Here is a 26339-nt window from a genome sequence, read left to right on the forward strand (position 1 = left end):
TTCTAAGCCCGCGCCGCTGCGCGTTTTTGCTGCCATTGATCCAGCGCAACTGCGCTGACGATGATGCACCCAAGGACCATTTCCTGATAATACGCACCAAGCCGAAGGAAGGTGAAACCGGATGTAATCACCCCGATAATCAGGGCGCCGATCACCGTGCCGATGATCGAACCGCGCCCACCGAACAGCGATACGCCACCGATCACAGCCATGGCGATGGCCTCAAGCTCGTAGCTTAGCCCCATGCCTGATTGCGCCGTCAGGTTCTTGGATGTCAGGATCACGGCCGAGAGACCCGCAAGCATGCCTGCAATGGCATAGACCAGCACCAGATGGCGCGGCACGTTGATGCCTGACATCCGGGCCGCCGCCTCGTTCGAGCCGATGGCATATGTGTGTTTGCCATAGATCGTGTAATTCATGATCAGATGAAACAAGAGCGCGAGACCAAGAAAGATAATGACCGGGTTCATGCCTGCGCCGATGACTGCGTAGGATTCAGTCGGGAACGAAACCGGGTTGCCGGTTGACCACCACTGGGCCACGCCGCGGGCAAACAGCATCATGCCCAGCGTGGCGATAAAGGGCGGTATCCGCGCAAAGGCAACCAGCACGCCGTTGACGACACCCGCCAATATCCCGCAGCCAAGCCCGACAAGAACAGGGACCAGAACCGGCAGATCAAGGAAGGCGGGGCCAAAGATCGCCTTTGGGTTCGGGCCACCATTGACCTCTGCTATCTGGGCAAAGCTCATGGCGATCATGGCTGTCGCGCCCAGAACGGACCCGGATGACAGATCAATCCCGGCCGTAATGATCACCTGCGTGACGCCCAGTGCGATAATGCCGACAATCGCCACCTGAATGATGATGATCCGCAACCGCGCCTCGTTGAAGATGCTGTCAAAGCGGTCATTGCTGTCAAAAAGCAGGCTTTGCCCCATGAAGATCGCGCCAAGTGCTTCGAAGATGGCGATAATCAGGAAAAGCGCGCCGAGAACATTCAATTCGTTCGGCCATTGTCGCTTTGATTTGTCGAATGTGAGGCCGCCGGTGCCGTGGCTGGTATCTGACATCGTTTCAGCTCCCTCTGATGCGTCAGTTATTGGACGTGTTCCAGGGCGCAGCAGGCTGCGCCCTGGAATGACTTGTGATGATCCAGTTTACTGGACGAAATCACCGATATTTTCCGGCGTTACGAGTTTGAACGGAATGAAGACTGTCTTGTCGACTTCTTCGCCGTTGATCAGCGCGATTGCGGTGTCAATCGACCCGGCACCCTGACCGGCAAGATCCTGGAATACGGTCACATCCAGATCGCCTGCCTGCATGGCAACAAGGGCGTCAGATGTCGCGTCAACGCCGCCAACCTGAACTTCGTCCATCGAGATACCAGCCGCTTTCATCGCCTGGATCGCGCCAATTGCCATTTCGTCGTTATTGGCAAAGACCGCGTCGAACTCTTCGCCGGATGACAGCCAGTTCGTCATCAGGTCAGAGGCCTTGTCGCGGGACCATTCCGCAGTCTGCTTGTCGATCACCGTGATGAAGTTGCACATATCCATGCCCAGCACGTCTTCGACGTCCTTGGTGCGCTGAACGGCGGCCTGGTTGGAAAGCTGGCCCATCAGGATATAGGCTGTCGCACCACCGGATTTGCCTTCAGCCCGCAGGTTTTTGCAGATTTCAAAGGCTTTCAACGTGCCGGACTCGATTTCGTTGGATGCAACAAAGGCCTGACCATCTGGCAGTGTGTCCATGTTGATCGGCTGACGGTTTACATAGACCAGCGGCACATTGGCCGCGGCGGCAGCGGCTGACATGGCCTCGGTCGCGTTGGTGTCTACTGCGTTGACGATGATCGCGTCGACGCCAGATGCAATGAAGTTGTTGATCTGGTCGAGTTGCTTGGCCACATCATCGGTTGCATCTTCGATCTGCAGGCTGACGCCGTCCAGCGTTTCCTCGTGCGCTGTCATGCCGTTCCGCATTACGGTCAGGCCGTTGTCGTCAAAACGTGCAACAGACACGCCGATCTGCTGTGCCATGGCTGTCGTGCCCATCAAGGATGTAAGGCCAGCGGCCAAAAGGATCTTTTTCATTGGTTTCCTCCCAAAACGTGTCCGGCAACACCTACATTAAAACGCCGGAAGCCCAGAAACGGGCGGTTTGCAATGGTTTCAGGCAGCATTTGCCCTCAATCCATTGCGTATGAAATCCATCGAGGCCCGTAGCGCGGGCACGGGGTCTGCGATGGCATGCACATCAGGCGCGAACGCCTCGAATGAAATGGGTCCGTCATAGCCAGCTGCCAGCAACGCCCGGATCTGACCAAGGTTCTCCAGCCTGTCGGCGTCATTGACCAATATGCGGTCTTGATCGGTCATCTCCGGCGTTGAGAGCGCCGGATCGACGACCCCGGACACATGGACGATGCCAGTGTAGCGGGCAAAGCAGTCACGTTCGCCGGCCAGGTGGTGGTGAAATGTATCATGCACAAGCTGCAGGGTGCCGGCCTGATCCAGCGCACTGATTGCATCGACGGCAGGTTGTTTGTGGCGCAAAGCGCAGCTTTCGAAGCCAAGCGGTTCGATCAGGCCCTTCAGCCCGTGACTTTCCAGCATCGGGATCAGCTCGCGCACCGCAACCCGCAGGTTGGCCTGCCGTTCGCCATTGTTCATACCTGCATTGTCGTTGCGGGGGATCAGCCCAATCGCTTCGGCGCCCGCGGCGCGCGCGGTCTGCATCAAGGCAAGCGCTGCGTCGGCGCGATCCGCAGACCAGTCGTTAAAGCGCGGGATTTCCGCGATATTCAGCAGACGTAACCCTTTGTCACGGGCCAGCGCACCTGCATCGACCGGGTCCATTCCGTCAAACAGCGGCTGGGTCAGATCATTTCTGACCTCGACACCGACGCAGCCAAGTGACGCGGCGATATCCAGCAGTTCGACGTAGCTGACCTTAGCCACTGTCATATGATTGAGCGCAAATTGCGGTCCCACGATGTCGTCTTCCCTCCCGACGCTCCCCACGTCGTTTCAAGACGGTGCAAATTTCGGGGGCAACCCGTCAACCTTTCCTTTCGGCGCGCGGACGCTTCAGATCATTTTTGATAGTTTTATTGCGTGGCAATGAGGGCTTTCTATCACGCGATAGATTCAGGCAAAAACAGATTTGGCGATAGAAAATGCTGCGCCGGTGGCATGTCATCGCTGTCCTCAATCACCTTCCGCGCGAGTGCAAAAAGATCGTCACAGACCTGATCCAGGGGTGTCCCGATCACCAGTTCTACATAGCGGTCCGCAAGGGCGCGGCGGCTTTCCGGGGTCAGTTCATTGACAATCAGCGACACCTCTCGCGGTTTTCGGACCTCGCGTAGCGCCGCGATCGCACCTTCCATTCCGCCGCCTGCACAATAGATTGCCACAAGGTCCGGATGCCGGTTCAGCAGGTCCAGCGTGGCCTCGTAGGTTAGCTGGCGAGTTTCCAGATTGACCAATGTATTCAGGATTTCAAACTGCGGTGCATATTCGCGAAAATAGCTGCGAAATCCGGTTTCGCGCAGCTCATGCCCATGCCACCTGTAACCCCCGACAAAGATCGCGACCTTCCCCGACCGGCGCGCTGCAGTTGATGCCATATGCGCAGCGATCCGGCCAACCTGAATGTTATTTAGCCCTATATAGCTGCGTCTGATGCCCTGCGCGAAGTCATTGAGCAGCGCAAAGCAGGGCTTGCCAGCGGCCTGAAAACGATGCACCGCATCGCCCAGATCCACATGCGTGACAGCTGTTGAGGCCAGCGCATGGACATCGGGCGCCAATAGCTCCATTTGTTCGACGAAATCGCCGGGTGTCTGCCCGGATGTGTAGCGAATGATGGCCTTGGCCCGGATACCGGTTGCCCGTGCGGCGGCATCTTCGGCGGCTTTGTGAAACGCCTTGTAAAAGGCTTGCTTCTCTTTTTGAAAGACGAACCCAACCCGAAGTTCCGGCAGTTCCTCGAAAATACGCTGCTCCAACAGCGAGACGCCATGGTACCCGATGGCACGGGCGGCGTCGTAGACGCGCTTGGCTGTGTCCTGTCGCACCTTGGCGCGCCCGTTCAACACACGGTCAACGGTAGCAACGCTGACGTCCGCCTCGCGCGCGAGGTCAGCGATTGTCGGTCTCTTTGCCAAACGGATCTCCACTCGTTTTGATAGAATTCTATCATTTTGAGAGAGTGTTCTGAGGGGTTTTGATCTGCTTGGCAAGCCGCAATATGCGGGTCGTTTGGTGGCTCAGCCCCCGGCCTTGGGACCAAATGTGCAGAATGGCCATGTGTCGCGTGGCCGGTGGTTATTCTCGAGCTTGGCCAGATTCTGGCAGACTGCCCCCTCGGTCAGGGCCATGATCTGAAAACGCGGCAGGGTCCGCAGGTCGGGCGACAGGTAACCGGATTTGACGACCAGCAGGTCAAAATCATCCAGTGCTAGGCCCAGCACCGAAAAGTCGCTGAGATTGTGAAAGGGTCGTCGTCGCGCTGTCAGGACGACGGTCGCTGCCGCTGTCTGAACAATGGCGCAATCACCGACGATCCGGCAGTTTTCGACCGCAAGGGTGACGCGAGGGCCGCCACCGCCAAGGGTGCCGCCTGTTGTTACTTCAACGGCACCATCGGACAGGGCGGCAAACCCTGCAGGGTCTGCGATACCGGCAAAAAGCGCCTGACATGGCGCGCCGCGCTGCACGGCATATAGCACATCGGCGCGGTCGCCCATGCCGCCAGCGGTCGGATTGTCGCCGCTATCTGCCAATATGGCTGGGCGTCCGGCCACCGCGTCAAGTGCTGCAGGCAGGGCTGCTGCCTGCATATCGAACACCAGCCTGTCGCGGACGCCCTGATAGGCCTGTGCGATCTGTTTGGCGCAACGGCGTCCTGCGTCGGGATCCGTTGCGGTCACCACCGCGGCTGCGGTCGCGCGCGGACTGTCCGCCCAGACATAGCCGATCATCAGGTTGCTGTCGCAGATCCCGTCTTTGCGATCATAGGCGGGCAATGTCGCATAAAGAGACCGGCAAGGTTCTACAAAGGTGGACGACATTTCACCGGGTACCAGAATGGGTATCGGCACCCAATGGACGACAGGCCGGGGACCGCCATTGAGCGCATCCGCCAGAATGCGGGCGGCGCGCGCATGGGTGTCGGCCACATCGACATGGGGCGCCGTCCGATAGGCGGCAAAACCGTCCAGAGCCGCGCAGATCTGATCTGTCACCTGCCCATGCAGATCAAAACTGGCGCTGATGATGGCGTCAGGGCCGACGATGTCCCGCACCTTGCGGATAAACACGCCTTCGGGATCATCCACGCCCGGCACAAACATGGCCCCATGCATCAGCAACAGAACCCCGTCCAGCGGCATGGCGGCATGCAGCGCGGCCATGAATTGGTCAAACTGGTCCGCGAATGTGGTGGCTGACACCGGGCCACCCGGCACGGACCGGTCATGGAAGAGCGGCAACAGCGTGATCCCGGCGGCGGCAAAGTCAAAAGGCACCATATCGCGCAGCGCCTGTCCGGTCGTTCTGGTAAAGTCCCCCGCGACCTGCTGCAACGGCGCATAGCTAGAGCATTCCGTGTGCAGGCCGCCGACGGCGACCCGTTTCATAAGCGTGGCACCAGACGCGACAGGGCGGCAAAACGTGGCCAGGATTTTTGTGCCTCGGGGGTCCAGCCAGCCTCGGCCACTGCGGCCAGCCGCGGAAAGGCGATGGCGTTGATGGCGTCGGTTGTGTCGAGGTATTCGCCCCAGATTGCAGCCTGCACCCCGACAAGTTGGCCCGGCCCGTCGGGCAACCCATCGGCGACGGCGTAATCATAGCAGTTTTGCGGCGGCGAGACGCCCGCCCAGGAAATCCCGCGCGCATCCCAGCCGTCAGCCTCGACCATATCAAGGTAATAGGCCTGGCCCGGTGTGGCGACGACGTCGTAGCCCTTTGCCATCAGCTCTGCCGTTTTTTCCTTGGTGCGCCACGCGAAAAGCAGGGCGTTGTCCGGTGCGATCCCGCCGCCTTCGGCGGCTTCATCCCAGGCGGCGATCTTGCGTCCGCGTTGGCGAAGATGGTCCTGCACATGGCGCAGGAAATGCGCTTGCAATTCGTGCGTTGTCGCCAGCCCGTTTGCTGCGGCAAAGCGCTGCGCCAACGGGGATTTGCCCCAGGCGGCCAAATCAACCTCATCTGCGCCGACATGGATGATGTCGAACGGAAACAGGGCGGCGGCCTCGTCCAGCAATGTTTCGACCACATCGTAGGTTTTCGGGATGCCGGGGTTGAGCGCGTTGTTGGTGTATCCCTGCACTGATCGGTAGCAACCATTGGGCTCATCAGGGTCGCGCAGTCCCGGCACCGCCGCGATCAGGGATGCCGCATGGCCGGGCATTTCGACCTCGGGCATGATCGCGATCCCCAACGCGCTGGCGTGATCCAAAACCTGTGCGATGTCGGTTGGCGTATAATGGCCCGATTGTCCGCTCGGCCCGTCGCCATATTGCGGCGGCATCGGCTGGCCCATGCCCCGGCTTGCACCGATTGTGTTGAGTGCGGGATAGGCTGCCGACGGGATGCGGTACCCTTCGTCATCAACCAGATGCCAATGGAACCGGTTCATCCGGAGCCACGCCATCACGTCCAGTACGCGCCTGATGACGCGCACATCATGGAAATTGCGCGATACATCCAGCATCAGCCCCCGCCATTCAAACCGGGGCGCATCAGAAATCTCGCCTGTGCGCGGGAACTGGAATCTGTCATCAATCCGGGCCGCATGCGCCATCTGCGCAAGGGCGGTCAGCCCATATTGCAGGCCTAGCGGGTCGGCATGGTGCAAGGTGATCTCGGCCCCGAATTGCAAGCGGTAACCATGCGGTGGCAGGTCTTGGGTTTGAGACGTATGAACCGGCTGCCCATGGGATAGCGAGATTGCAGCAGGATCAGCTGGAAAAAGGCGCTTTTGCAGCGCGGCCACCGCCTGAAATGGTGCTGGATCGGAACCGGGGGCAGGGCACAGGATCGGGGCCGCGCCCCAGTCTGTAATCGCCACCTCGGCAGGCCATGGCAGCAGGCCCAGCGGTTCGGTAATTTGGCCGGGCGGCCAGTCTTTGCCGGGTCCACGCGGGGCGCCATCCAGTGGCTCCAGATCGCCTATCGTCGCCTCCATGGTTCGCCCATCCGTCGTGGTGATCCAGGCTGTGATCACGCCCTGGGTCCGGTTCGCGGCACCGTAGATCAAGCCTCTCAAACGGACCTGCCACGTACCGCCGGCCGGAATATCGGCGTTCGGGACGATTTCGACAAAGCTGCCATAGCTATTGACCAATGTGCCGCCGGTGACGTCGGTTGTTTCGTCAATGCGGGCCAGCGAGGTGTAGCAGAAACTGGCTGGTCGGATGTCGGTCTCGCCAAGATTATGTAGGGTAAGGTGCAGGCTGCCACATGTGTCAGCAGGCGCCGCCGTCCAGCCTTGGGTCAGATGCAAGGTCATGTGATATCCATCATGCTAAAATCATCACGCAGGCACAGCATGTCATCGACAGCGGTGCCAATGGCGATATCATTGGCTGGCAGCCCCATCACCTTGCGCGGGATGTCACTGACCATCGGGATTGCCATATCAAGCGTCAGGCCCACATGCGTGACCAGATTGCGCAGGCTTTGCACAAGATTAATATGCGCCCCGGCCAGTGATCCTTCGGCATTGACAAGGGCGCCATCCCGGACAGCGATGCGCTGGCCGTAAAGGGTAAAATGATCGGGGCCGCCGACCGTAGCCATTGCGTCCGAAACGGCAAAGGTCAGCCCGGCGCGGGGACGTGCCCGTAACGCAACGCGCACCATGTCCCAATCCACATGAATGCCGTCGACGATGATCCCCGCATAGGCATCGGAATTAAGTGCAGCCCCCAAAATGCCGGGCATGCGCGACGTCATCGGCGGCATCGCGTTATAAAGATGCGTAAAGCATGACAGGCCACGGCCGAGCGCGGCCTTAGTCTCGTCACTGGTTGCGGCAGAATGCCCGCCAGCGACAACCGCGCCGCATGCGACCAGACGCGCGAATAAATCGGGTGCGGCCAGTTCAGGGGCCAGCGTGATCATGACGGGCAGGTCTTTGGCGCGCAGGTCCTCGACCAATGTGACGGTTGCCAGATCAAGTGGCCTAATATGGGCCGCATCATGGGTGCCGCGTCGGTCCGGCGCGATATGGGGCCCTTCGATATGCAGCCCGGCAAGGCCCGGTTCGCCCTTGGTCCGGATCGCCGCATCTGCAGCGCGGGCGATCACATCGGGGCTGTCGGTGATCACGGTGGGCAGGATCGTCCCTGTCCCCTGACGCCGGTGTGCGGCAGCGACCGTCCGGAACCCATCGGGGGTCGGATCGCTGTTGATCATCACGCCGCCGCCCCCATTGACCTGCAGGTCCGTCAGGTACGGCAGGGCCAGCGGGACGATATGGTCGGGTGTATCGTGATCCAGCGGGCGGATCTCCATGATCGTGCCATTCTGCGCAACGATGCCCATCTGGTCATGCAGCAAGCCCTGCTGCCAGAGTTTCGCAACCCCGATCAACATGCGGTCGGGTCGCCGAAATAGGGCAGCAATGCCTGCTGAACATGTGCGACCAGAATGGCCGTCGCCGGGGGCAGATCAAGCGTCCTTGCCCGCGCAAGCGTGGCGGCTGGCAGGTATTGGGCCAGCAGCGGCGCGGGGGCCGGGGCTGCATCAATCCGCGATTTGATATCTGCAACCGCCTGCATCACCGCCTCATTTGTCCAGTAATAGCGGATGCGGTCTGCATACCCAAAATGCCGCATGATCCGCTGGTCTGCGGGTGTCCCGTGATAGTGGCCCTCCCAGTATCCTGGGGTCTTGGTCATGATATCTTCCATGAGCAGCGACAAATGCGGCCCGCCGACCCGCCATATATCTGCATGCGACAGCGCATATACGGCCTCGCGCCAGGCGAATGTCAGCGCGGGACCCACCTTGAGGATCGCGAAGTTGCGCCTGCCCAGTTCTGGAAAAACCTCGGGTTTCTGATAGTCGGTAGAATGGGCCTCGAAACACAGATCGGGGTAGGGGCCAAGCATTGTGGACAGGTCATCAGCGCCGTCCATCGGGAAATGGTCAATATGCGCTGGCGCAAATTCCAGACCCGGTTGTACCACAAGGCCGCGCACGCGCGCAAAGGCATCCTGCAGACCCAAAGCGTCAAATGCGTCCGCATGGGCGCGCATCGTGGCGGCGGCCCGGTCGGGTGGTGTGGGGGCGATCCCCTCATCATCATGGCGCGCGCCCCCCGGGGGCGGGACCTCTGTGCCGATCACGTAACGCAAGGCGCCCGGATCGGGGGCCGCGTCTTCGGCAACCTGGGCAAGTTCAGCCGCGCGTGCCGCTGCTGGCCCGTCTGGCAGCGCCGCCGCCTCGCCGCTGCATCCTTCCGAGCAGTCCAGATGGATCTTGGTGAAACCAGCCTGCACATAGGCCCGGATCATCAGCTTGGCCTCGGCCATGGCCCGATCGGCGGGCTGATCCTTCCACGCTTGTGGCCCAAGATGATCACCGCCGAAAATGAGCCTCTCAGGCGCCACCCCCAGCCCGTCGGACTGTGTGCGCAAGCTGGCGATGAAATCGGCGGGGGTCTGGCCTGTATAGCCGCCGCTGTGATTGACCTGATTTGAGGTGGCCTCGACCAGCAGCGGGCGATCAAGCGTTTCGGCCAGTAGCAGCGCGGCGGTCAGAACATCCGGATGGGCCGAACAAACCGACGGTAGGGCGGGCCCGTGCCCTGCGCGATTGGCGCGGATAATATCATCAAGCATCGTCATTGCCGGGCCGCCACCAGCGCCGCACCACGCGCGCCCGAACTATCGCCATGCCGGGCCAGCACAATGTCAGGCAAGGGCATGTCGCCCAACGCGTGGGATTTCATGGCTGCGGATAACCGCGCCGTGATACCGGGCAGGTTGGACACCCCCCCGCCCAGCACGATGCAATCAGGTGCCAGGGTCAATTGTATGGTCAAAAGGCATTCTCCCGCGATATCGGCCCAGATGTCGATGATGTCATGGTGGCCACCGGCGACCAGATCCATGGCATCCAGCCGCTGACCCAACTTATGCGCTGCAATATTCGAAAGCCCGGTGCCCGAGACGCAGGTTTCCATACATCCCAGGCGGCCGCAGCCGCAGGGCCAAAGCGGCAGGTCATGGCGTGCGATGGCCGCTGCCGGGATACCGACATGTCCGATTTCGACGGCAATTGCGCCATGCCGCGGGGCCAATGCCCGGTTGATGGCGAACCCACCCCCGACGCCGGTACCCAGGATGAGCCCCATAACGGTCTGGTATGCGCCAGCCGCACCGCCATCGGCCTCGGACAGCGTGAAGGCCATGCAATCATTGACCAGCGCAAAAGGTCTGTTGTGGCGCTGGGCCAGATCAGCGGCAATCGACCTTTTGGGGTCGGTCGGAATATTTGCAGCGAACACGATCCCCGTCTCCGGATCGACGATGCCGGGGACGGCGATGCCGATGGGCATTTCGGGGCTGGCTGAGGATGCAACAAGCCAGTCAATTTGTTCGCTCAGCCCGTCCAGCATTGCGTCAAAGCTGGTTGTTGGGGTTGGAATGCGTTGCACTTGCGCGGTGTTTGCGGCCGGACCCTCGAATATGCGGGCCTCGATCTTTGTGCCGCCCAGATCAATGCCGCCGCAAATCATGGCTGCCAATCATAAAGCGTGACACCCGACACCACCCGGCTGAGGTTTTGCCCAAGGAAAGGATCATCAACGTTCAGGCCCAGATGGGCCGACCATTGTGCCGCCCGAATTTGCGCAAGCAGCACATACAAGACCGCATCAGCGCGTGCATCGCCAACGCCCGTCAGCGGCACATCGGCGCCGGGGCCGATTGTTGTCACGGGGACTTTGGGAAATTGTTGCCGGATCTCGGCCGCCACATCGTTGTCATAGCGCGCGGTGTGCGGGTCGGGATGGATCAGGACGTAAACATGTGACCTGTCGTTGACCGCTGCCTTGGGGCCATGCCTGTACCCCATGGGGCTGTCCCATTGGGTGGTTGTCTGCCCGGCGGTCAGTTCCAGAACCTTCAACGCGCTTTCCCGCGCGACGGATTTCAACGCGCCAGAGCCCAGAAAAACGGCCCTTTCGGGGGGCTGTTCGACGGTACTGGATAGCGCCGTGATCAATTGCCGTGCTTGCGCTGCAAGTACATGGATTTTCTCGGGATCAAACCCGGACAGGCACACCAGCGCGGATAACAGCATGGTGGTAAAGCTGGATGTCATCGCAAAGGCCGCATCATGGGTCGCAGCCGGCAGGTTCAGGATGCGCAGCTCGCCCGGTCCGGGTGCCGGTCGGGTGGCCAATGCGCTTTGCGCGTTGCAGGTGATATGCAGCCGATCAATATCGGGGCGGTGCGCATCAAGCAGATCAATCACCCCAATCGATTCCGAACTGTTGCCCGAGCGTCCGAACTGCACCACAAGGATTTCCCCACCTGCGCGCAAAACATCCTGCGGACAGGCCACAATATCAGTGCTGGCCCTGTTTTCCAGTCGCAGGGTCGATGGCCCATCACTGACGATCCCGCCGATAAAATCCGAGGTTCCGGCCCCTGTCAGCCATACCGTGTCGATGCCCCGATCCGCGATCCATGCGCGCATATCGCGCGCTTGGTCCGCCAGCGTGGTTGCCCAATCCGCCCAGATGTCAGGTTGTGCGTGAATTTCGGCCCAAGTGGCTGTCTTATGCAATTTCACGTGACACCTCGTCCGGTGCCTGGGTCGAGACCATGGTGATCCCCTGACCCGCAATTGTCGCAAAATCCGGGTCACCGGGCGCCAGATCGGTCACGATGATATCAACCTGATCCATATCGCAAATCCGGTGCAACGCGGATTTGCGGAACTTCGTGCTGTCGGCCAGTACAATCACCCGGCGCGCCGCTTTCATCATGAAACGGGTGATGTGCGCCTCGTCCTCAAGGAAAGTGGATAGCCCGTGAGAGGGATCAACAGATGCCGTACCCATCACGAAAGTATCAAAATGCATCTGACCAATACTCGTTTCCACCATGCGGCCTGCCATCGACATTGCATTTGGCCGGATCTGACCACCCGTCAGCATGACAGTGTGTTGTCCATGGCTCAATGCGTTCTGGGCAACCCAAATGCCATTGGTCATGATCGTCAATGCCGGAACCTCATCCAGCGCAAGCGCAAATGTCTCGGCGGTTGATCCATTGTCAATCAGCAAGCTTTGATCATTGCGAACAAACTGGGCGGCGCGCTGGGCAATCTGTTGTTTGGCGGCAAGGTTGACCTGCCGGCGATCATTGGCAAGCGGTTCGACAAAACCTTTTGCGCTGCCTTGCCGGGCCAGGGCCAGGGCAAAGTCGATCCTGAAATCCGACAGGCCCGCATACCCGAATGTCTGGCAGAACTTGATCAGCGTTGGTTCAGATGTGTTGAGGGCCGCGCAAATCTCGCGGCTTGTGTTGCGGATGAACTGCTCGGGTGAGGCCATGGCGTAATCGGCGATCCCGGCCATTTTGGGGCTAAGTGTTGCGCGCGCATCCGCAATGGCGGTCACGATGTCCTGTGGTGGGGATTTAGCAGACATGAGGGTCGCCTTCTTGATGCGTTGAGCCAAAAAAATACAGGTTGTAGAGTTTTGTCAAACTAAAAAAGTGGCGGTATTTTTTAGGTAGAATAAAAAAACTGTTGCTATTTTTGATCAGCTGCGCTCAATTTTTAGAAAATCTAAGGAAGAAGATTCCCATGATCGCCGGTCCGATACTAGAGGTGTGTGTTGACAGCCCCGATGGGCTGGCCGCCGCAATATCCAGTGGTGCCGGCCGGATAGAGCTGTGCAGCGCATTGCCGCTTGGCGGCTTGACCCCCGGGGCCGGTTTGATGAAAGCGGCCCGGCAATCAGGTGTCCCATGCCATGCCATGATCCGCCCGCGTCCGGGGGATTTCTGCCTGCGCGACGGCGATATGGATGCGATGTTGGCCGACATTGCGGCCACGCATGCTGCCGGTCTGGCGGGTGTTGTGATTGGCGTTGGTCGAGTGGATGGCGCGCTGGATGACGATGCGATGCGAAGGCTTGTGGCCGCAGCCGCACCGCTGGATGTCACGCTGCACCGGCTGATTGACCTCGCGCCTGATCCAATGCGGATGATTGATCAGGCCGTCGGGCTTGGCATGACCCGCATCCTGACATCCGGGCAGGCCAGCGTCGCCCCCGATGGGATCGCGATGCTGCAAAAGATGGTCACCCATGCGGATGGCCGGATCGAGATCATGGCTGGCGGCGGGGTCACCCCGGCGGCGGCACCTGCATTGCTGGCGACGGGTGTCGACGCGCTGCATGGCTCATTCAGCACACCTGATCCGGCTGACACCGATTGTGGCCATATCGGCATCGAGATGCGGCGGGTCACCTCGGCGGCACAGGTCCGCGCCATGCGGGCGGCCATGACACAAGAGGCGATTTGCGCATGAGGGTGGGGATCATCGGTCTGGGCGCACGGATCGCCAGCCTGGCGCCCGAATTCGCCAAGGCCAATCCTGCCCTTGAATTTACGGCCGTCTGCGATCCGGCCGATGCACGATTGCCGGTTTTGACGGCTTTGGGGGCGAAACCTGATTGGTACGACGACCCGGCTGCAATGTTGGCGGCGCATTCTTTCGATCTGTTATTGGTCGGCTCGCCCAATCACCTGCATCTGGATCATCTGCGCCTGGCTTTGCAGTCCGACGTGCCGCATATCTTTGCCGAAAAACCGTTGGTCGTGTCGGTCGATGAGACACTGGCGCTGGCTCGGCTGATTGCGGCCCATGATGGGGTCCGGCGGATGATGGTTGGGCTGGTTTTGCGGTATTCGCCGCTGTATCGGGCCTTGCGTGCCGCCCAAGCCAAGGGGCTGCTGGGCGAGATCATGTCGATCGAGGCATCCGAACATATAGCACCCTATCACGGCAGCTTTTTCATGCGTGACTGGCGGCGCGACAGTGCCATGTCGGGTGGTTTCATGCTGGAAAAATGCTGCCACGATATTGATCTCTATCAAGGGGTCGTGGGGTCACGGCCCGCGCGTGTGGCCAGCTTTGGCGGGCGTAAGAAATATCTGCCCGCGCACAGGCCGGAACGCGAACCTGCATATCTTGACCGGATGGCCCCGCGTTGGAATGGCACGAATGACGCTTTTTCCGGTGCGGGTGATCTGATCGACTATCAGACCGCAATCGTGCAATACGCCTGCGGCGCAAACCTTGCCTTTCATACCAATCTGAACGTCCCGGACGAATTCCGCCGCTTTGCCGTGATCGGGCGGGACGGCATGGCCGAGGGCGATTTCATCCGCAACAATTTCAAGGTCACCCGGTCGGATGACGGCGCGCAACCGATTGATATTGATAACGTGATTGCCGGACAGGCCAGCAATGATGGCCATTACGGGGCTGACGGGGCAATGGCGCGTGATCTGATGTCTTATATCGCGGGCGATTTGAACAGCTTGCCGCTAAGCTGCATTGACGCGCTCGAGGCCGGGGTAACCGCGATGGCCATGGATCAGGCGATGGCCGCGGGTATGGTCGTTGACCTTGCCGATACATGGGCCGCCTTTGACGCCGCCTTGGCAGGTGAGGTCGCCGCATGACCCGCAGGTTTGATGCATTTCCCTATATGTTGCTGCTGCCCGCCTTTTTCCTGACGGTCATCATCGTCGCCTGGCCCCTGTTCGAGACGTTTCGGCTGTCTTTCACCAATGCCTCGCTCCGCCCGGGCGAAAAATATGTGGGCTTCGAAAACTACGTGGAAATCTTCGAAGATGACTTTTGGGAGGTGATCACCCGGACATTCATCTGGATGTTCTTTGGGGTGCTGATCAAGATCATCCTCGGGGTGACGGGGGCGGTGCTGTTGAACGCGGCCCTGCCCGGGCGCGGCTTGTTCCGGGTTCTGATCATGCCACCCTGGATCGTGCCGATTGCCATTGGGGTGTTCATGTGGTCGTGGATGTATAACGGCCAGTTCGGGATGATTTCCGGGGTGGCCCAAAAGATCGGCCTGCTCTCGGGGCCGTTCGAGTTTCTGGCCTACAAGAATTCATCCTTCATCGCGACGATTGTCACCGATGTCTGGGTCGGCACGCCACTTGTGTCGCTATATCTGTTGGCGGCCATGCAATCGGTCCCGAACGAGCTTTATGAGGCGGCGTGGACCGACGGTGCGGGCCGGTTTTATCGGTTTCGCCGGATCACGCTACCCCTGATCGCGCCGTCGATCTTTACCATGGCGTTGCTGTCGGCAATCTGGACCTTCAACTCTTTCGATATCATCTGGATTCTGACCGAAGGCGGCCCCCGGGGCGCCACGACGACGATGATCATTGATACATACAAAACCGCGATCAGCCGCTTCCGCTTTGGCGAAGGGTCCGCGCGGGCGGTGATGATCCTGATCTGCCTTACGGCATTCTCGGTGGGGTATCTGATCCTGCTGGCCAAGGCCTCGCGCAGGACGGGGGCCAAGGGATGATCCACAAGTACAAATGGTGGGAAAAGATCGGGATGTATCTGGCGATTACCGCCTTTTTGATCTTTATTCTCGCGCCATTTGTCGAGGCCTTCCTTGTGTCCATGCGCCCGCTTGAGGCGGTCTTTCGGGCGCCGCACCGGTTTTTCACCGCAGACATGTCCTTTGCGTCATATGTGAATATGTGGACCAGCGTGCCGATGCTGCCGCGCTATATCTTCAATTCCTTTTTCATCTCCTGCGCGGTGACGGCCCTGGCCCTGGCTTGCATCATTCCCGCCGCCTATTCGCTGTCGCGGTTTGAATACCGGTTCCGGACGGGGATCCTGACGGCCTTTCTTGCGGTCAACATGGTTGGGGCGGCGGTACTGATCATTCCGCTTTACAAGCTGATGTTGGCCATCGGGCTTTTGAATACTTATTGGGCGATGATCATCCCGGGGGCTGCATTTTCGGTCCCAACGGGGATCTTTCTGATGCGCAGCTATTTCCTGCGGATCCCCAAAGAGCTGGAAGAGGCCGCATATGTCGATGGGGCATCGCGGCTATATACCTTGTGGCGGGTCATCCTGCCTGTGTCGCTGCCCGGCATCATCGTGGTTGCGATCACCGTCTTTATCGGGGCCTACGCCCAGCAATTCCTGTTCGCGCTGACGTTCAATTCCATCGACGCCTATAACCCGCTGCCGATGGGGCTGTATCAGTTCTTTGGCCGCGAACGGGTTGTCTATAACGAGCTGATGGCGGCCAGTCTGGTCGGCATCCTTCCCGTTCTTTTCGTCTATGTCTTTTTACAAAAATACATCGTTGCTGGGCTGACCGCCGGCGCGGTGAAAGAATAACGGTCAACCAAAGGGAGTAACGCAATATGACGTTCAAATCAGTTCTATTTGCCGGAACAGCGGCAATCTTTGTGGGGCAGGCGGCGCAAGCCCAACAAACCGAAATCAGCTTTATCAACTGCGGGGCCAATGATGGTGTTGTGCCGGAAATGCAGAATTCCGACATTGCCGAATGGGAGGCCCAGAACCCCGACTACAAGGTCGTGCAGGAATACGTGCCATGGGGCCAGTGTCAGGAAAAGGCAATCACGCTTGCCTCGGCAGGTGATCCCGTCGGGCTTGCCTATCTGGGAAGCCGGACCTTGCCCCAATTGTCGGATGCGGACCTGATCCTGCCCATCGACATGAGCCAGGAAGAACAGGACAGCTACGAGCCATCCGTGCTGGCCACTGTGCAGTTCAATGGCGGTATCTGGGGCCTGCCGCGCGCCTTCTCGACCAAGGGTATCTTTTACAACAAGGCCCTGTTTGAAGAGGCTGGTCTGGATATGCCAAACGGCCCGCAGACATGGGACGAAATGCTCGAAGCTGGCAAGGCCATCACCGAAAATACCGATGCCGCAGCCTTTGGGATGCCCGCGGCCTCGTTTGACAACACGATGCACGCCTTCCTGAACTTCATCTATTCCAACGGTGGCGAGGTGGTGAACAGCGACGGCGAGGTTGTGTTCAACAGTCCCGAAGTGGTCGAAACCTTCCAGTTCTACAAGGACCTTGCCGCCTATTCGCAGGAAGGCCCCGTCGCCTATGATCGCGGCAAGCTGGAGCCGCTGTTCTCCGAAGGTCAGATCGCGATGATCGTGCAAAGCTTTGGTTACCGGTCCCGGACAGGTGACGTGGATTATGGCATCACATGGATCCCCAAGGGCCCAAGTGGCGATCACGCGACATTGCTGATCACCGATAGCCTGGCCGTCTTCAAAGGGTCCGGTGTCGAAGAGGCCGCGATGTCCTTGGCCAAGTTCCTGACCGAAACCGACCGTCAGGCGCGCTTTGACGATATTGCCGGTTGGACCCCGATCCGGGAAACCGACATCAGCCGTGCTTTGGTCGATAAGGATGCGAACTGGAAATACTACCTCGACTCCATCAAGGCCGGTGGCCCAGAGCCGCAGGTCATCGACTATAACGCGCTTCAGGATGTGATGAATGAAGCCATTCAAGGCGTGATCCTTGGCGAGGTGTCCCCCGAGGATGCAGCGGCGGATGTTGCTGACGAACTCGCGGACCTGATGGAATAGGCCACTCATGGCCCTTCAGCGGGGCGGCGCCAACATGCCGCCCCACCCTTATTGGACGGAGCATTCATGGGACATCTGCGACTTTCCGGCGTCACGAAGAGCTTTGGCGCGGCACAGGTCATCAAACCCACCGACCTCGAGATTGAAGAGGGTGAGTTTGCCGTGTTTGTCGGCCCGTCAGGCTGTGGCAAATCCACAATGCTGCGGATGATTGCCGGGCTTGAGGAAATCACCAGCGGCACCATCGAAATTGACGGGCAAGTGGTGAACCATCTGGCCCCGGTCAAGCGCGGGATATCCATGGTGTTTCAGTCCTACGCCCTTTATCCGCATATGAGCGTTTATGAGAATATCGCATTTCCGCTGCGGGTTGCGCGCACCGCGCAGGCCGAGGTGGATCGCCTCGTCAAGCAGGCCGCCGATGTCTTGCAACTGACGCCCCGATTGCAGCACCGCCCGGGTGAATTGTCGGGTGGTCAGCGGCAGCGTGTGGCGATCGGGCGCGCGATTGTGCGTGAACCCAAGATATTCCTCTTTGACGAACCGCTTTCGAACCTGGATGCAGCACTGCGCGCAGACATGCGGGTCGAGCTGTCGCGTCTGCACGGCCAGCTTGGCAATACCATGATCTATGTCACCCATGATCAGATTGAGGCGATGACCATGGCCGACAAGATCATCGTGCTACGCGATGGTGTGATCGCGCAGGTCGGCTCTCCGCTAGAGTTGTTTCACAAGCCCCGAAACCAGTTTGTGGCGGGCTTCATCGGCAATCCAAATATGAATTTCATGCCCGCATCCTGTACCGGGGTGACGGATGCCGGTGTGACGGTCTCGCTGCCGGGTGGCGCGTCTGTCATTGTGCCTGTCCCGGGTGACGGTGTCAGCCCGGGTGACGCCCTGACACTGGGGATCAGGCCGGATGATTTGACGACTGAACCGGGGCAGGTGTCCTTGCCCCTGATGCCAGAGGTGGTCGAGCGGTTAGGCAATCAGACCGTCGTTTACGGCACAACGGAAGGTGCCGGATCTTTGTCAATGATCGCAGGCGGGTCTGCGAATATTCGCCCCGGAACGGCGCTTACGGCGTATTTCGCGGCGACGGATGCGCATTTGTTCAGGGCCGACGGTACCGCCTTTGATCGCGATGTGGATGTGGCGGCGCTGGCCGCACTGGCCTAGCCGATGCGGGTCGTGATCTGCCAGTCTGCGGCCGAAGCCACGGAGCGGACGGTTGCGACGATCACCCGGCAGGTCCGTGCAAAGCCAGACAGTGTTCTGGGTCTGGCAACCGGCGGCACGATGGAGGCGGTATATGCAGGCCTGATCGCTGCGCATCAGGCAGGCCTGTCATTTGCGCAGGTCCGCAGCTTTAACCTGGACGAATATGTCGGCTTGCCGGCGGATCATCCCCATAGCTACGCCATGTATATGCGGGATCGCTTTGTCGATCACGTCGATCTACCTGTGGCACGCTGTCATCTGCCCGCGGGTCAAGGTGATCCTGCGCAGGCGGCTGCTGATTTCGAGGCGCTGATTGCCGCGCATGGCCCGATTGACCTGCAATTGCTGGGTTTGGGTCGCAATGGCCATATCGGTTTTAACGAACCGGCCAGCGCGCTGACCTCGCGCACCCGGGAAAAGGCGCTGAGCCAGACAACGCTTGACGCGAACCGTCGGTTTTTCGGTCCGGGGATGCCGATGCCGCAATCGGCGATCACCATGGGGATCGGGACCATTCTGGACGCCCGCAAGATTGTCATGCTTGCCCTGGGTTCGGACAAGGCAGAGGCCGTACAGGCCATGATCGAAGGCCCGCTGCGTGCCTATTGCCCCGCATCGGCGGTGCAACTGCATCGGCATGTCACGATATTCATTGATCCCGCTGCCGCGGCAGGCCTGACCATGACCGCCCATTATCGCCATGCCGAAGCCCTGCAGCAATTGCGGGATCAATCCGCCCGGTGACCCGGCGGATACTGACGCATCGCCTAAACAATTGCCGCCACCTCTGGTAAGCTCGGCAACAGACCCCTATGTATCGAGCATTCACATTACCCTCAGGCGCGTTTTGCTGCGCCGTTTTGTGCCAAAGGAATGCGCTATGGCAAAAGATATTGCACCCGACCTGACCGGTCAGCTGACATTTGACAATGACAAGGGGGCGGGACGCTCCAAGTGGATTGCTGTTTTTCTTGCTCTGGCTTTGGTGGCCTGGATGGGCAGTGGCTATATCCTGCCATCCGCCCCCGAGGAAGAGACCGCCGAGGCCCAGACCATCAACCCCGTTGCGGTTGCCGTCATGTCCTCAATGGCACAGGATATCGACCTTGTCCTGACTGCCGAGGGCCAATCGCTGCCCGACAGGGCCACAAGCATCGAGGCCAAGGCCTCGGGTCAGGTCATCTCGGTTTCTGTCAGTCGCGGCGATCTTGTCGAGGCGGGCCAGGAGATCGGGCGCATTGATGATCAGACGATTTCGGCGCAATTGGCGCAGGCCAAGGCGCAATGGACCCAGGCCAATGATGATCTGAACCGGGCAGTCACCTTGCAGGAACGCGGGATCGGCACCGAAAATCAGGTGACGCAGGCACGCGCCGCCCGGGCATCGGCTGAGGCGGCTGTCACAGCAGCGCAGGAACAGTTGGACAACACCATCATCCGCGCGCCCTTTGCCGGCCGCCTGAACGAGATGACGCTGGATGTTGGCGAATTCGCCAATGACGGGGATGTGGTGGCGGAAGTGTTGGACAATGACCCGCTGACCGTTGTTGTGCAGGTCCCCCAACAGGCCTTGTCCCGCCTGAAAAAGGGGCAGCCTGCGCAGGTGGCCTTTATCACGGGTGAGACGCATATGGGGCAGGTGGGCTTTATCGGCAGCAATGCCGACAGCCAGACGCGCACCTTCCGGGTTGAAATCATCGTCGATAACCCGGGCAGCGAAATGCCCGCCGGTCTCAGCGCCAGCATCGCCATCCCCACAGGGCAGGCCCGCGGGCATTTTATCTCGCCCGCTATTCTGTCACTTGGGCCGAATGGGGAACTGGGCATCAAAACCGTCCTGGACGACAATCAGGTCGCTTTCCGGCCGGTCATGATCGTGCGGGCGCAGACCGATGGTGTCTGGGTCAGCGGGTTGGAAGAAGAGGCGCAGATTATCACCGTGGGCCAGGGCTTTGTCAGCGCAGGTGATATCGTTGATCCGCGGGTCAGTGCAGATCAGCAAGCTGCGGTGGTCGGCCAATGAACACCCTGATTGATGCAGCATTCAACCGCAGCAAAGTCGCCCAACTGATCCTTGTGTTTCTGCTGGCAGTTGGCGCACTTGCCTATTCCGCGATCCCCAAGGAAAGCAATCCGGAAATCCCGATCCCGATCATCTATGTCTCGACCAGTCTTGACGGGATTTCGCCCGAGGATTCCGAGGATGTGCTGGTCGGCCCGATGGAGACGGAATTCGCCTCGCTGACCGGGCTGAAAACGATGACAGCTCATGCCAGCGAAGGGCATGCATCCGTCCAGTTAGAGTTCGAGCCGGGTTTTGACGCGGACGCGGCCCTCGACAAGGTGCGCGAGGCCGCGGACCGGGCAGAGAATGACCTGCCGCAGGATGCGCGGCTGACCGTGACCGAGATCAACACCGCGTTGTTTCCTATCCTGAATGTCATTCTGTCCGGGCCTGTGCCGGAACGCACGCTGAATTCACTTGCCGACGCGCTGCAGGACGACATCGAGGCGGTCGGCGGCGTGCTTGAGGTTGATGTCGGCGGAAAACGGACCGAGCTGATGGAGGTCCTGATCGACCCCACAGTGTTCGAGACATACAACATCACCTTTGACGAGATCATCGGATCCATCACCCGCAACAACCAGTTGATCGCAGCCGGGGCCATCGAAAGTGAGGCTGGACGGCTGGTTCTGAAAGTTCCCGGTCTGATCGAGAACCTTGAGGATGTGATGGAATTGCCCGTGCTGGTACGTGGCCAGACGGTTGTCACCTTTGCTGATGTGGCCTCTATCCGCCGGACATTCGAGGACCCGACCGGATTTGCCCGGATCGACGGACAGCCGGCGCTGGCTCTGGAGGTCAAGAAACGTGTGGGCGCCAATATCATCGAAACAGTGGCCGAAGTGCGCGAGGTCATCGAAGCCGCACGCGCTGACTGGCCGGACAGTTTGCAGATCAGCTACACGCTTGACGAAAGCGAACAGGTGCAATCCATGCTGGCCGATCTTGAGGCGAACGTGATCGCGGCCATCATTCTGGTGATGATTGTTGTGGTCTATGCGCTGGGCTTGCGGTCGTCGCTTTTGGTGGGGCTGGCTATTCCGGGGGCCTTTCTGACCGGGGTAGCGGGCCTTTATTTCATGGGGTTTACCATGAACATCGTTGTGCTGTTCTCGCTGATCCTTGTGGTCGGGATGCTGGTTGACGGGGCGATTGTCACCGTCGAACTGGCCGACCGTTTTCTGCACGAGGGACATCCGCCCAAGGACGCGTATGCGATGGCAGCCAAGCGCATGGCATGGCCAATCATCGCGTCCACCGCAACGACGTTATGTGTCTTTTTCCCGCTTTTGTTCTGGGAAGGCGTTGTCGGCGAGTTCATGAAATTCCTGCCGATTACGGTGATCATGACCCTTGCGGCATCGCTGTTCATGGCGCTTGTCTTTATCCCGGTCATGGGCGGGCTGATTGGCAAAAGGCAAAGTCAGTCGGCGCAGGCCAAGATCCAGCTTTACGCCGCAGAGCGGGGCGATCCACGGCAGATGACCGGTTTCATGGGGGCCTATGTGCGCCTGCTGCAATGGTCCATCCTGCGGCCATGGATCACGCTAAGCTTTGCTGTCATGGCGCTGCTTGCTTCTTTTGTGGCCTACAGCAGTCTGGGCAACGGGTTGACCTTCTTTCCCGAGGTGGAGCCGGAATATGCCCAGGTCGAAGTTCTGGCAAAGGATAACTTTTCTGTCTACGAGCAAGACGCCCTGGTCCGACAGGTCGAGGCCAAGCTGGCGTCATATAATGAAATTGCCAGTGTCTATGCGCGTTCCGGTGGATCGCAGACCAGTGATACAATCGGGTCGCTTCAACTTGAATTGGCCGAATGGGACACCCGGCGCCCGGTCGCCCAGATTGCCGAGGATATTCGCGCCGACATGGCGGAAATTCCCGGCATTGACGTGCAGGTGCAGACGGATTCCGGCGGCCCCGGTGGCGGCAAGCCGATCAACCTCAAGCTGCTGTCGAACAATAGCGCCGATCAGGCGATTGCGGTCGACATGATCATCGACGAAATGGACCGGCTCGGCGGGTTCATCGACGTGATCGAAACCCAGCCGTCGCCGGGGGTTGAATGGCAGATCAGCGTGGACCGGTCCGAAGCTGCCCGCAGCGGCGCTGATGTGGCCTTGCTGGGGCAGGCGGTGCAACTGCTGACGCGGGGCATCACTGTCGCGGATTACCGGCCCGAAGATGCTGATGGTGAAGTGGACATCGTGGTGCGCTTTCCTGCAGTTGACCGGACATTGGCAGAGTTGGAGGCGCTGCGTGTCCCAACCAATGCCGGGCTGGTGCCGATCTCGAATTTTGTCTCTTTCCAGCCTGCGCCGCGCAGCGGTGTCATCACCCGGATTGATCAGGCGCGGGTCATCGAAATTTCGGCGGATGTTGCCCCGGATGTACTGCCCAATGATCAGACCATTGCCCTGCAGGAAGCGATAGAAACGCTGGAACTGCCCGCATCCGTCAAAGTCAGCTTCGGTGGCGAGGCAGAGGACCAGGAGGAAGCCATGGTCTTTCTGATGGGGGCTTTTGCGTCGGCCATTGGTCTAATGTTCCTGATCCTGTTGACGCAATTCAACAGCTTTTGGCAGGCCTTTGTCGTTATGTCCGCAATTGTCTTTTCGATTGCCGGTGTCTTGCTGGGCCTGATGATTACAGGGCGGCCCTTTGGCGTTGTCATGGGCGGCATCGGTGTGATCGCGCTGGCGGGCATCGTTGTAAACAACAACATCGTCTTGATTGATACCTATAACGGCCTCAAGGCCGCGGGGCAGTCCCCGCTTGAGGCCGCGTTGCGCACCGGCGCCCAGCGTCTGCGCCCGGTCGTGCTGACATCGCTGACAACGGCGCTGGGTCTGATGCCCATGGTGATTGGGTTGAACATCAACTTTTTCACCCGCGAGATCGTCTATGGCGCCCCATCCACCCAATGGTGGACAGAGCTGTCGAGCGCGATTGCGGGTGGCCTGGTCTTTGCGACCGTTCTGACCCTGTTGGTCACGCCTGCCATGCTGATGCTTGGCGAAAGGCGCGCAAATCGGGCCGTCGGCACGCCGGCTGCTGCCGTACCTGCCGAATAGGGCGGACCTAGGGTCCTGACCCTAGCTATCTGGTGTGAATTGCAGATCAAGGACCTGCGTCTGGACCCGTTCTGTGATTGCGAGAAAGTAATACGCAATCCCGGCCTCGCCCAGCATGAGGCCGGGGGTGCCTGCATCACGGACGGACCGGCTGAATGATGTCTGGCGACCGCCATAGGCTGCGCACATCGCATCAGCCGCATCATCCATCGCGGTTTTGCACGATGCAGGGACAGTTTGTGTACAGGCACAGGCCCGCGCCAGCGTCAGTGCGTTGCCCGGCAGCCCGTGGCACAGGCAATGCGCCTCGTCCGGTTTGCCAGCGGTTGCCTTGACGAATGCAGCGGTTGTCCCAAGCGCTGTTTCGGCCTCCGCGCGCAAATCCGGTGTGTCGGCAATGGCACGCATCGCCGCGCGGCCCAATGCAATGCCCGGCGCACCATGGCACCAATATTGCGAAAACTGCGGCGCCGCGCCCGGTTTCCAGTCTCGCAGGTCCTGCCAGTTCTTCCGGTCAGGGTCGTAATGCAGGCTTTCGTATTTCATCGCCCCGGCGGCCAAGGCGGCATGGGACGGATCAAAAGCATAAGTATCCAAACGCGTCAGCACCGCGGCGATCCCCGCGGCCCCGTGTGAATATCCCGTCAGGCCCGGTTGCCCCTTTGGGGCTGTTGCGTCCTTCCAAAATGTCCCCTGCGGCCCCGGATGGGCCATGCTGCGCAGCCTTTCGCCGCAATGTTGCAGCAAGGGCGTGACCGCGGGCCGGTAACCAAGATCAGCCATGGTCATCAGCGCCTGGGCGGCACCTGCCACCCCGACAAGCACGTCGCAGGCGCCGTCATCATACGGGCGGTCGGCAAGCAGTTTCAGCATCTCACGGGCGATGCTGTCCGCCTCATCGCTTTGCAGCCGGGCCGCAATGCACGCGGCGGCCCAGGCGACGCCAACCGGCCCGGCATAACCGCTCAGCGGGGGGGGCGCATCATCATTGGCGCTGATGTCGGCGGCATGGCGCAGCGCGCCGAGTGCCGTTTTTCTGGCCGACGGCTCACCGGATGCGGCTGCAAGCTCTGCAAATACAATCGCAAGGCCTGCCGTGCCATCATAGACGCTGGCGTCCAGCGCCCTGATCCGCCGGTCTGTCATGCTGCGGGCGATCTCATTGGCGGCACCCATCCAGGTACATCGCCCTTGATGCCAGATGGCCCGGCCCGCGATGTCGTCGGCAATTCGGGTGGCAAGCCCCGCCGGATCAGCCGTGGTCGTTCTGGCGCGGGGCAGCTTCGGTGACGCAATGTCCGGGATTGTATCAATCCAATCGCCGTCTGATCCGCTTTTGAGGTAGGGCCGGGCAAGGTTAAGCCCCGCCTGTGTAAAACCTGTCGCAATGGCATCCATGGGATCACTGCCTTCAAGTAGCGCGCTGGCCAATAGCCCACAACGGGCCATCCCAAAGCTCTGCCCGCCGCCGGGGTCTTCGGCGACGGCAAGCCCCTTGGCAAGGCCAAGTGTCAGGGCGGGCCATCCGTCGCGCAAGCTGTCATGAACGGCTTTGTGGATCTGCGGCAGGGCCGGGCCGACAATCGGCATCTGGTCCCGACCGACATATAAAACGGCGGCATCGCACCGGTCGAAATTGGCAGGCCGGTCGATGACCTTGAAATTGAAGGGCACGTTCAGCGGACCAAGTACGCCGGTGACCGCACGGGTCAGTGCGGCGGCGCCGCGGGGCAGGATATGCCAATAAAACCGAATGATGTCGCTGCTATCCAGCGCGGCAGAGGTGCGAAACATGATATGGCCGGGGGATAGTTTTGCATGTGCCGTAGGACTATCAAGCGACAGCATCTGCTGATCGGGGGCAGTTACGGCGTTGCGGGCAGAATATGTTTCGTCATCCAGCAGCACCTGCAAACCGTCACGGGTAATAACCTGACCGCCCTCGACACGGGGGCCCAACGTCCACCGGGTCCGCACGTGGCGACCAAGTTGGTTGGCCCCGAAAATAGCCTGTCGGAATGCCTGCGGATCAAGACCCGCATCAATCACAAAAGGCGCCCGGCGTATCGGGGTTGCGATGCCGGGCAGGTAGAAATTCTCGTAGAGATGCTTTTCAAGGGATGAGCGCAGCACGATGTCACGTGCCTCGGGCGACAGCATGTCAGCGACATGTTTCGGCACCCGGTAGGCGGTCTGCCCGAACCAGCGAAAGGCGATCCCTTTTTGCCGTGTGAAGGCCTGCGTCAGGCCCCTAAGCGTTGCCGTAAAGTTATCGGGCATA

General features: G+C 60.0%; 21 protein-coding genes. 9 read left to right on the forward strand and 12 right to left on the reverse strand.

The window, feature by feature from the left end:
* Window positions 1–2 precede the first annotated feature (2 nt).
* From AABB31_RS17320 to AABB31_RS17370, 11 genes are all read right to left on the reverse strand, one after another.
* The gene (locus AABB31_RS17320; protein ID WP_342076957.1) at window positions 3–1076 is read right to left on the reverse strand and encodes an ABC transporter permease; all 1074 of its coding nucleotides are present in this window, start codon (window positions 1074–1076) and stop codon (window positions 3–5) included.
* A gap of 87 nt (window positions 1077–1163) precedes the next feature.
* Window positions 1164–2102 (reverse strand): substrate-binding domain-containing protein, encoded by a 939-nt coding sequence (locus AABB31_RS17325; protein WP_342076956.1) that lies wholly within the window; start codon window positions 2100–2102, stop codon window positions 1164–1166.
* 78 nt (window positions 2103–2180) lie between these two features.
* Window positions 2181–3002 (reverse strand): TIM barrel protein, encoded by an 822-nt coding sequence (locus AABB31_RS17330; protein WP_342076955.1) that lies wholly within the window; start codon window positions 3000–3002, stop codon window positions 2181–2183.
* 143 nt (window positions 3003–3145) lie between these two features.
* Window positions 3146–4180 carry a LacI family DNA-binding transcriptional regulator gene (locus tag AABB31_RS17335; protein WP_342076954.1) on the reverse strand — a complete coding sequence of 345 codons (1035 nt, stop codon included), beginning with the start codon at window positions 4178–4180 and terminating at the stop codon, window positions 3146–3148.
* 102 nt (window positions 4181–4282) lie between these two features.
* Window positions 4283–5653: a M81 family metallopeptidase gene (locus AABB31_RS17340; RefSeq protein ID WP_373635068.1), complete on the reverse strand. Its 1371-nt coding sequence runs from the start codon at window positions 5651–5653 to the stop codon at window positions 4283–4285.
* Window positions 5650–7527, reverse strand: a complete 1878-nt coding sequence (locus AABB31_RS17345) for a beta-N-acetylhexosaminidase (RefSeq protein ID WP_373635069.1) — start codon at window positions 7525–7527, stop codon at window positions 5650–5652. The genes AABB31_RS17340 and AABB31_RS17345 overlap by 4 nt, the downstream gene beginning before the upstream one ends.
* Window positions 7524–8615: an N-acetylglucosamine-6-phosphate deacetylase gene (locus tag AABB31_RS17350; RefSeq protein ID WP_342076951.1), complete on the reverse strand. Its 1092-nt coding sequence runs from the start codon at window positions 8613–8615 to the stop codon at window positions 7524–7526. The genes AABB31_RS17345 and AABB31_RS17350 overlap by 4 nt, the downstream gene beginning before the upstream one ends.
* Complete coding sequence (locus tag AABB31_RS17355; protein ID WP_342076950.1) at window positions 8609–9871, reverse strand: class II D-tagatose-bisphosphate aldolase non-catalytic subunit; 1263 nt, start codon at window positions 9869–9871, stop codon at window positions 8609–8611. The genes AABB31_RS17350 and AABB31_RS17355 overlap by 7 nt, the downstream gene beginning before the upstream one ends.
* Entirely contained in the window at window positions 9868–10764 is an 897-nt protein-coding gene (locus tag AABB31_RS17360; RefSeq protein ID WP_373635070.1) for an ROK family protein, read from the reverse strand. The genes AABB31_RS17355 and AABB31_RS17360 overlap by 4 nt, the downstream gene beginning before the upstream one ends.
* Window positions 10761–11825, reverse strand: coding sequence for a phosphosugar isomerase (locus AABB31_RS17365; protein ID WP_342076948.1), 1065 nt, complete (start codon window positions 11823–11825; stop codon window positions 10761–10763). Before AABB31_RS17365 ends, AABB31_RS17360 begins: the two co-directional genes overlap by 4 nt.
* Window positions 11812–12687, reverse strand: a complete 876-nt coding sequence (locus tag AABB31_RS17370) for a transcriptional regulator (RefSeq protein WP_342076947.1) — start codon at window positions 12685–12687, stop codon at window positions 11812–11814. The genes AABB31_RS17365 and AABB31_RS17370 overlap by 14 nt, the downstream gene beginning before the upstream one ends.
* A gap of 158 nt (window positions 12688–12845) precedes the next feature.
* On the opposite strand from AABB31_RS17370, the gene AABB31_RS17375 reads away from it, so the two are divergent.
* The 9 genes from AABB31_RS17375 (at window position 12846) to AABB31_RS17415 (ending at window position 24058) form a co-directional block, all read left to right on the forward strand.
* A complete protein-coding gene (locus AABB31_RS17375) occupies window positions 12846–13574 on the forward strand; it encodes a copper homeostasis protein CutC (protein WP_342076946.1) in 729 nt (242 codons plus the stop codon).
* Window positions 13571–14734 carry a Gfo/Idh/MocA family oxidoreductase gene (locus AABB31_RS17380; RefSeq protein WP_342076945.1) on the forward strand — a complete coding sequence of 388 codons (1164 nt, stop codon included), beginning with the start codon at window positions 13571–13573 and terminating at the stop codon, window positions 14732–14734. The genes AABB31_RS17375 and AABB31_RS17380 overlap by 4 nt, the downstream gene beginning before the upstream one ends.
* Window positions 14731–15615 (forward strand): sugar ABC transporter permease, encoded by an 885-nt coding sequence (locus tag AABB31_RS17385; RefSeq protein ID WP_342076944.1) that lies wholly within the window; start codon window positions 14731–14733, stop codon window positions 15613–15615. The genes AABB31_RS17380 and AABB31_RS17385 overlap by 4 nt, the downstream gene beginning before the upstream one ends.
* Window positions 15612–16454, forward strand: a complete 843-nt coding sequence (locus AABB31_RS17390) for a carbohydrate ABC transporter permease (protein WP_342076943.1) — start codon at window positions 15612–15614, stop codon at window positions 16452–16454. Before AABB31_RS17385 ends, AABB31_RS17390 begins: the two co-directional genes overlap by 4 nt.
* 26 nt (window positions 16455–16480) lie before the next feature.
* Window positions 16481–17695, forward strand: a complete 1215-nt coding sequence (locus AABB31_RS17395) for a sugar ABC transporter substrate-binding protein (protein ID WP_342076942.1) — start codon at window positions 16481–16483, stop codon at window positions 17693–17695.
* Window positions 17696–17761: 66 nt separating this feature from the next.
* Window positions 17762–18877 carry a sn-glycerol-3-phosphate ABC transporter ATP-binding protein UgpC gene (locus tag AABB31_RS17400; RefSeq protein WP_342076941.1) on the forward strand — a complete coding sequence of 372 codons (1116 nt, stop codon included), beginning with the start codon at window positions 17762–17764 and terminating at the stop codon, window positions 18875–18877.
* A 3-nt stretch (window positions 18878–18880) separates the two neighbouring features.
* The gene (gene nagB / locus AABB31_RS17405; RefSeq protein WP_342076940.1) at window positions 18881–19663 is read left to right on the forward strand and encodes a glucosamine-6-phosphate deaminase; all 783 of its coding nucleotides are present in this window, start codon (window positions 18881–18883) and stop codon (window positions 19661–19663) included.
* Between the two features lie 136 nt (window positions 19664–19799).
* Window positions 19800–20942, forward strand: coding sequence for an efflux RND transporter periplasmic adaptor subunit (locus AABB31_RS17410; protein ID WP_342076939.1), 1143 nt, complete (start codon window positions 19800–19802; stop codon window positions 20940–20942).
* Window positions 20939–24058: an efflux RND transporter permease subunit gene (locus AABB31_RS17415; RefSeq protein ID WP_342076938.1), complete on the forward strand. Its 3120-nt coding sequence runs from the start codon at window positions 20939–20941 to the stop codon at window positions 24056–24058. The genes AABB31_RS17410 and AABB31_RS17415 overlap by 4 nt, the downstream gene beginning before the upstream one ends.
* A gap of 21 nt (window positions 24059–24079) precedes the next feature.
* On the opposite strand, the gene AABB31_RS17420 is transcribed toward AABB31_RS17415, so the two are convergent.
* Window positions 24080–26338: a lanthionine synthetase LanC family protein gene (locus AABB31_RS17420; protein WP_373635072.1), complete on the reverse strand. Its 2259-nt coding sequence runs from the start codon at window positions 26336–26338 to the stop codon at window positions 24080–24082.
* Window position 26339 lies beyond the last annotated feature (1 nt).

It is taken from the genome of Yoonia sp. SS1-5 (assembly GCF_038443705.2).
In the GTDB taxonomy this organism is placed as follows: domain Bacteria; phylum Pseudomonadota; class Alphaproteobacteria; order Rhodobacterales; family Rhodobacteraceae; genus Yoonia; species Yoonia rhodophyticola.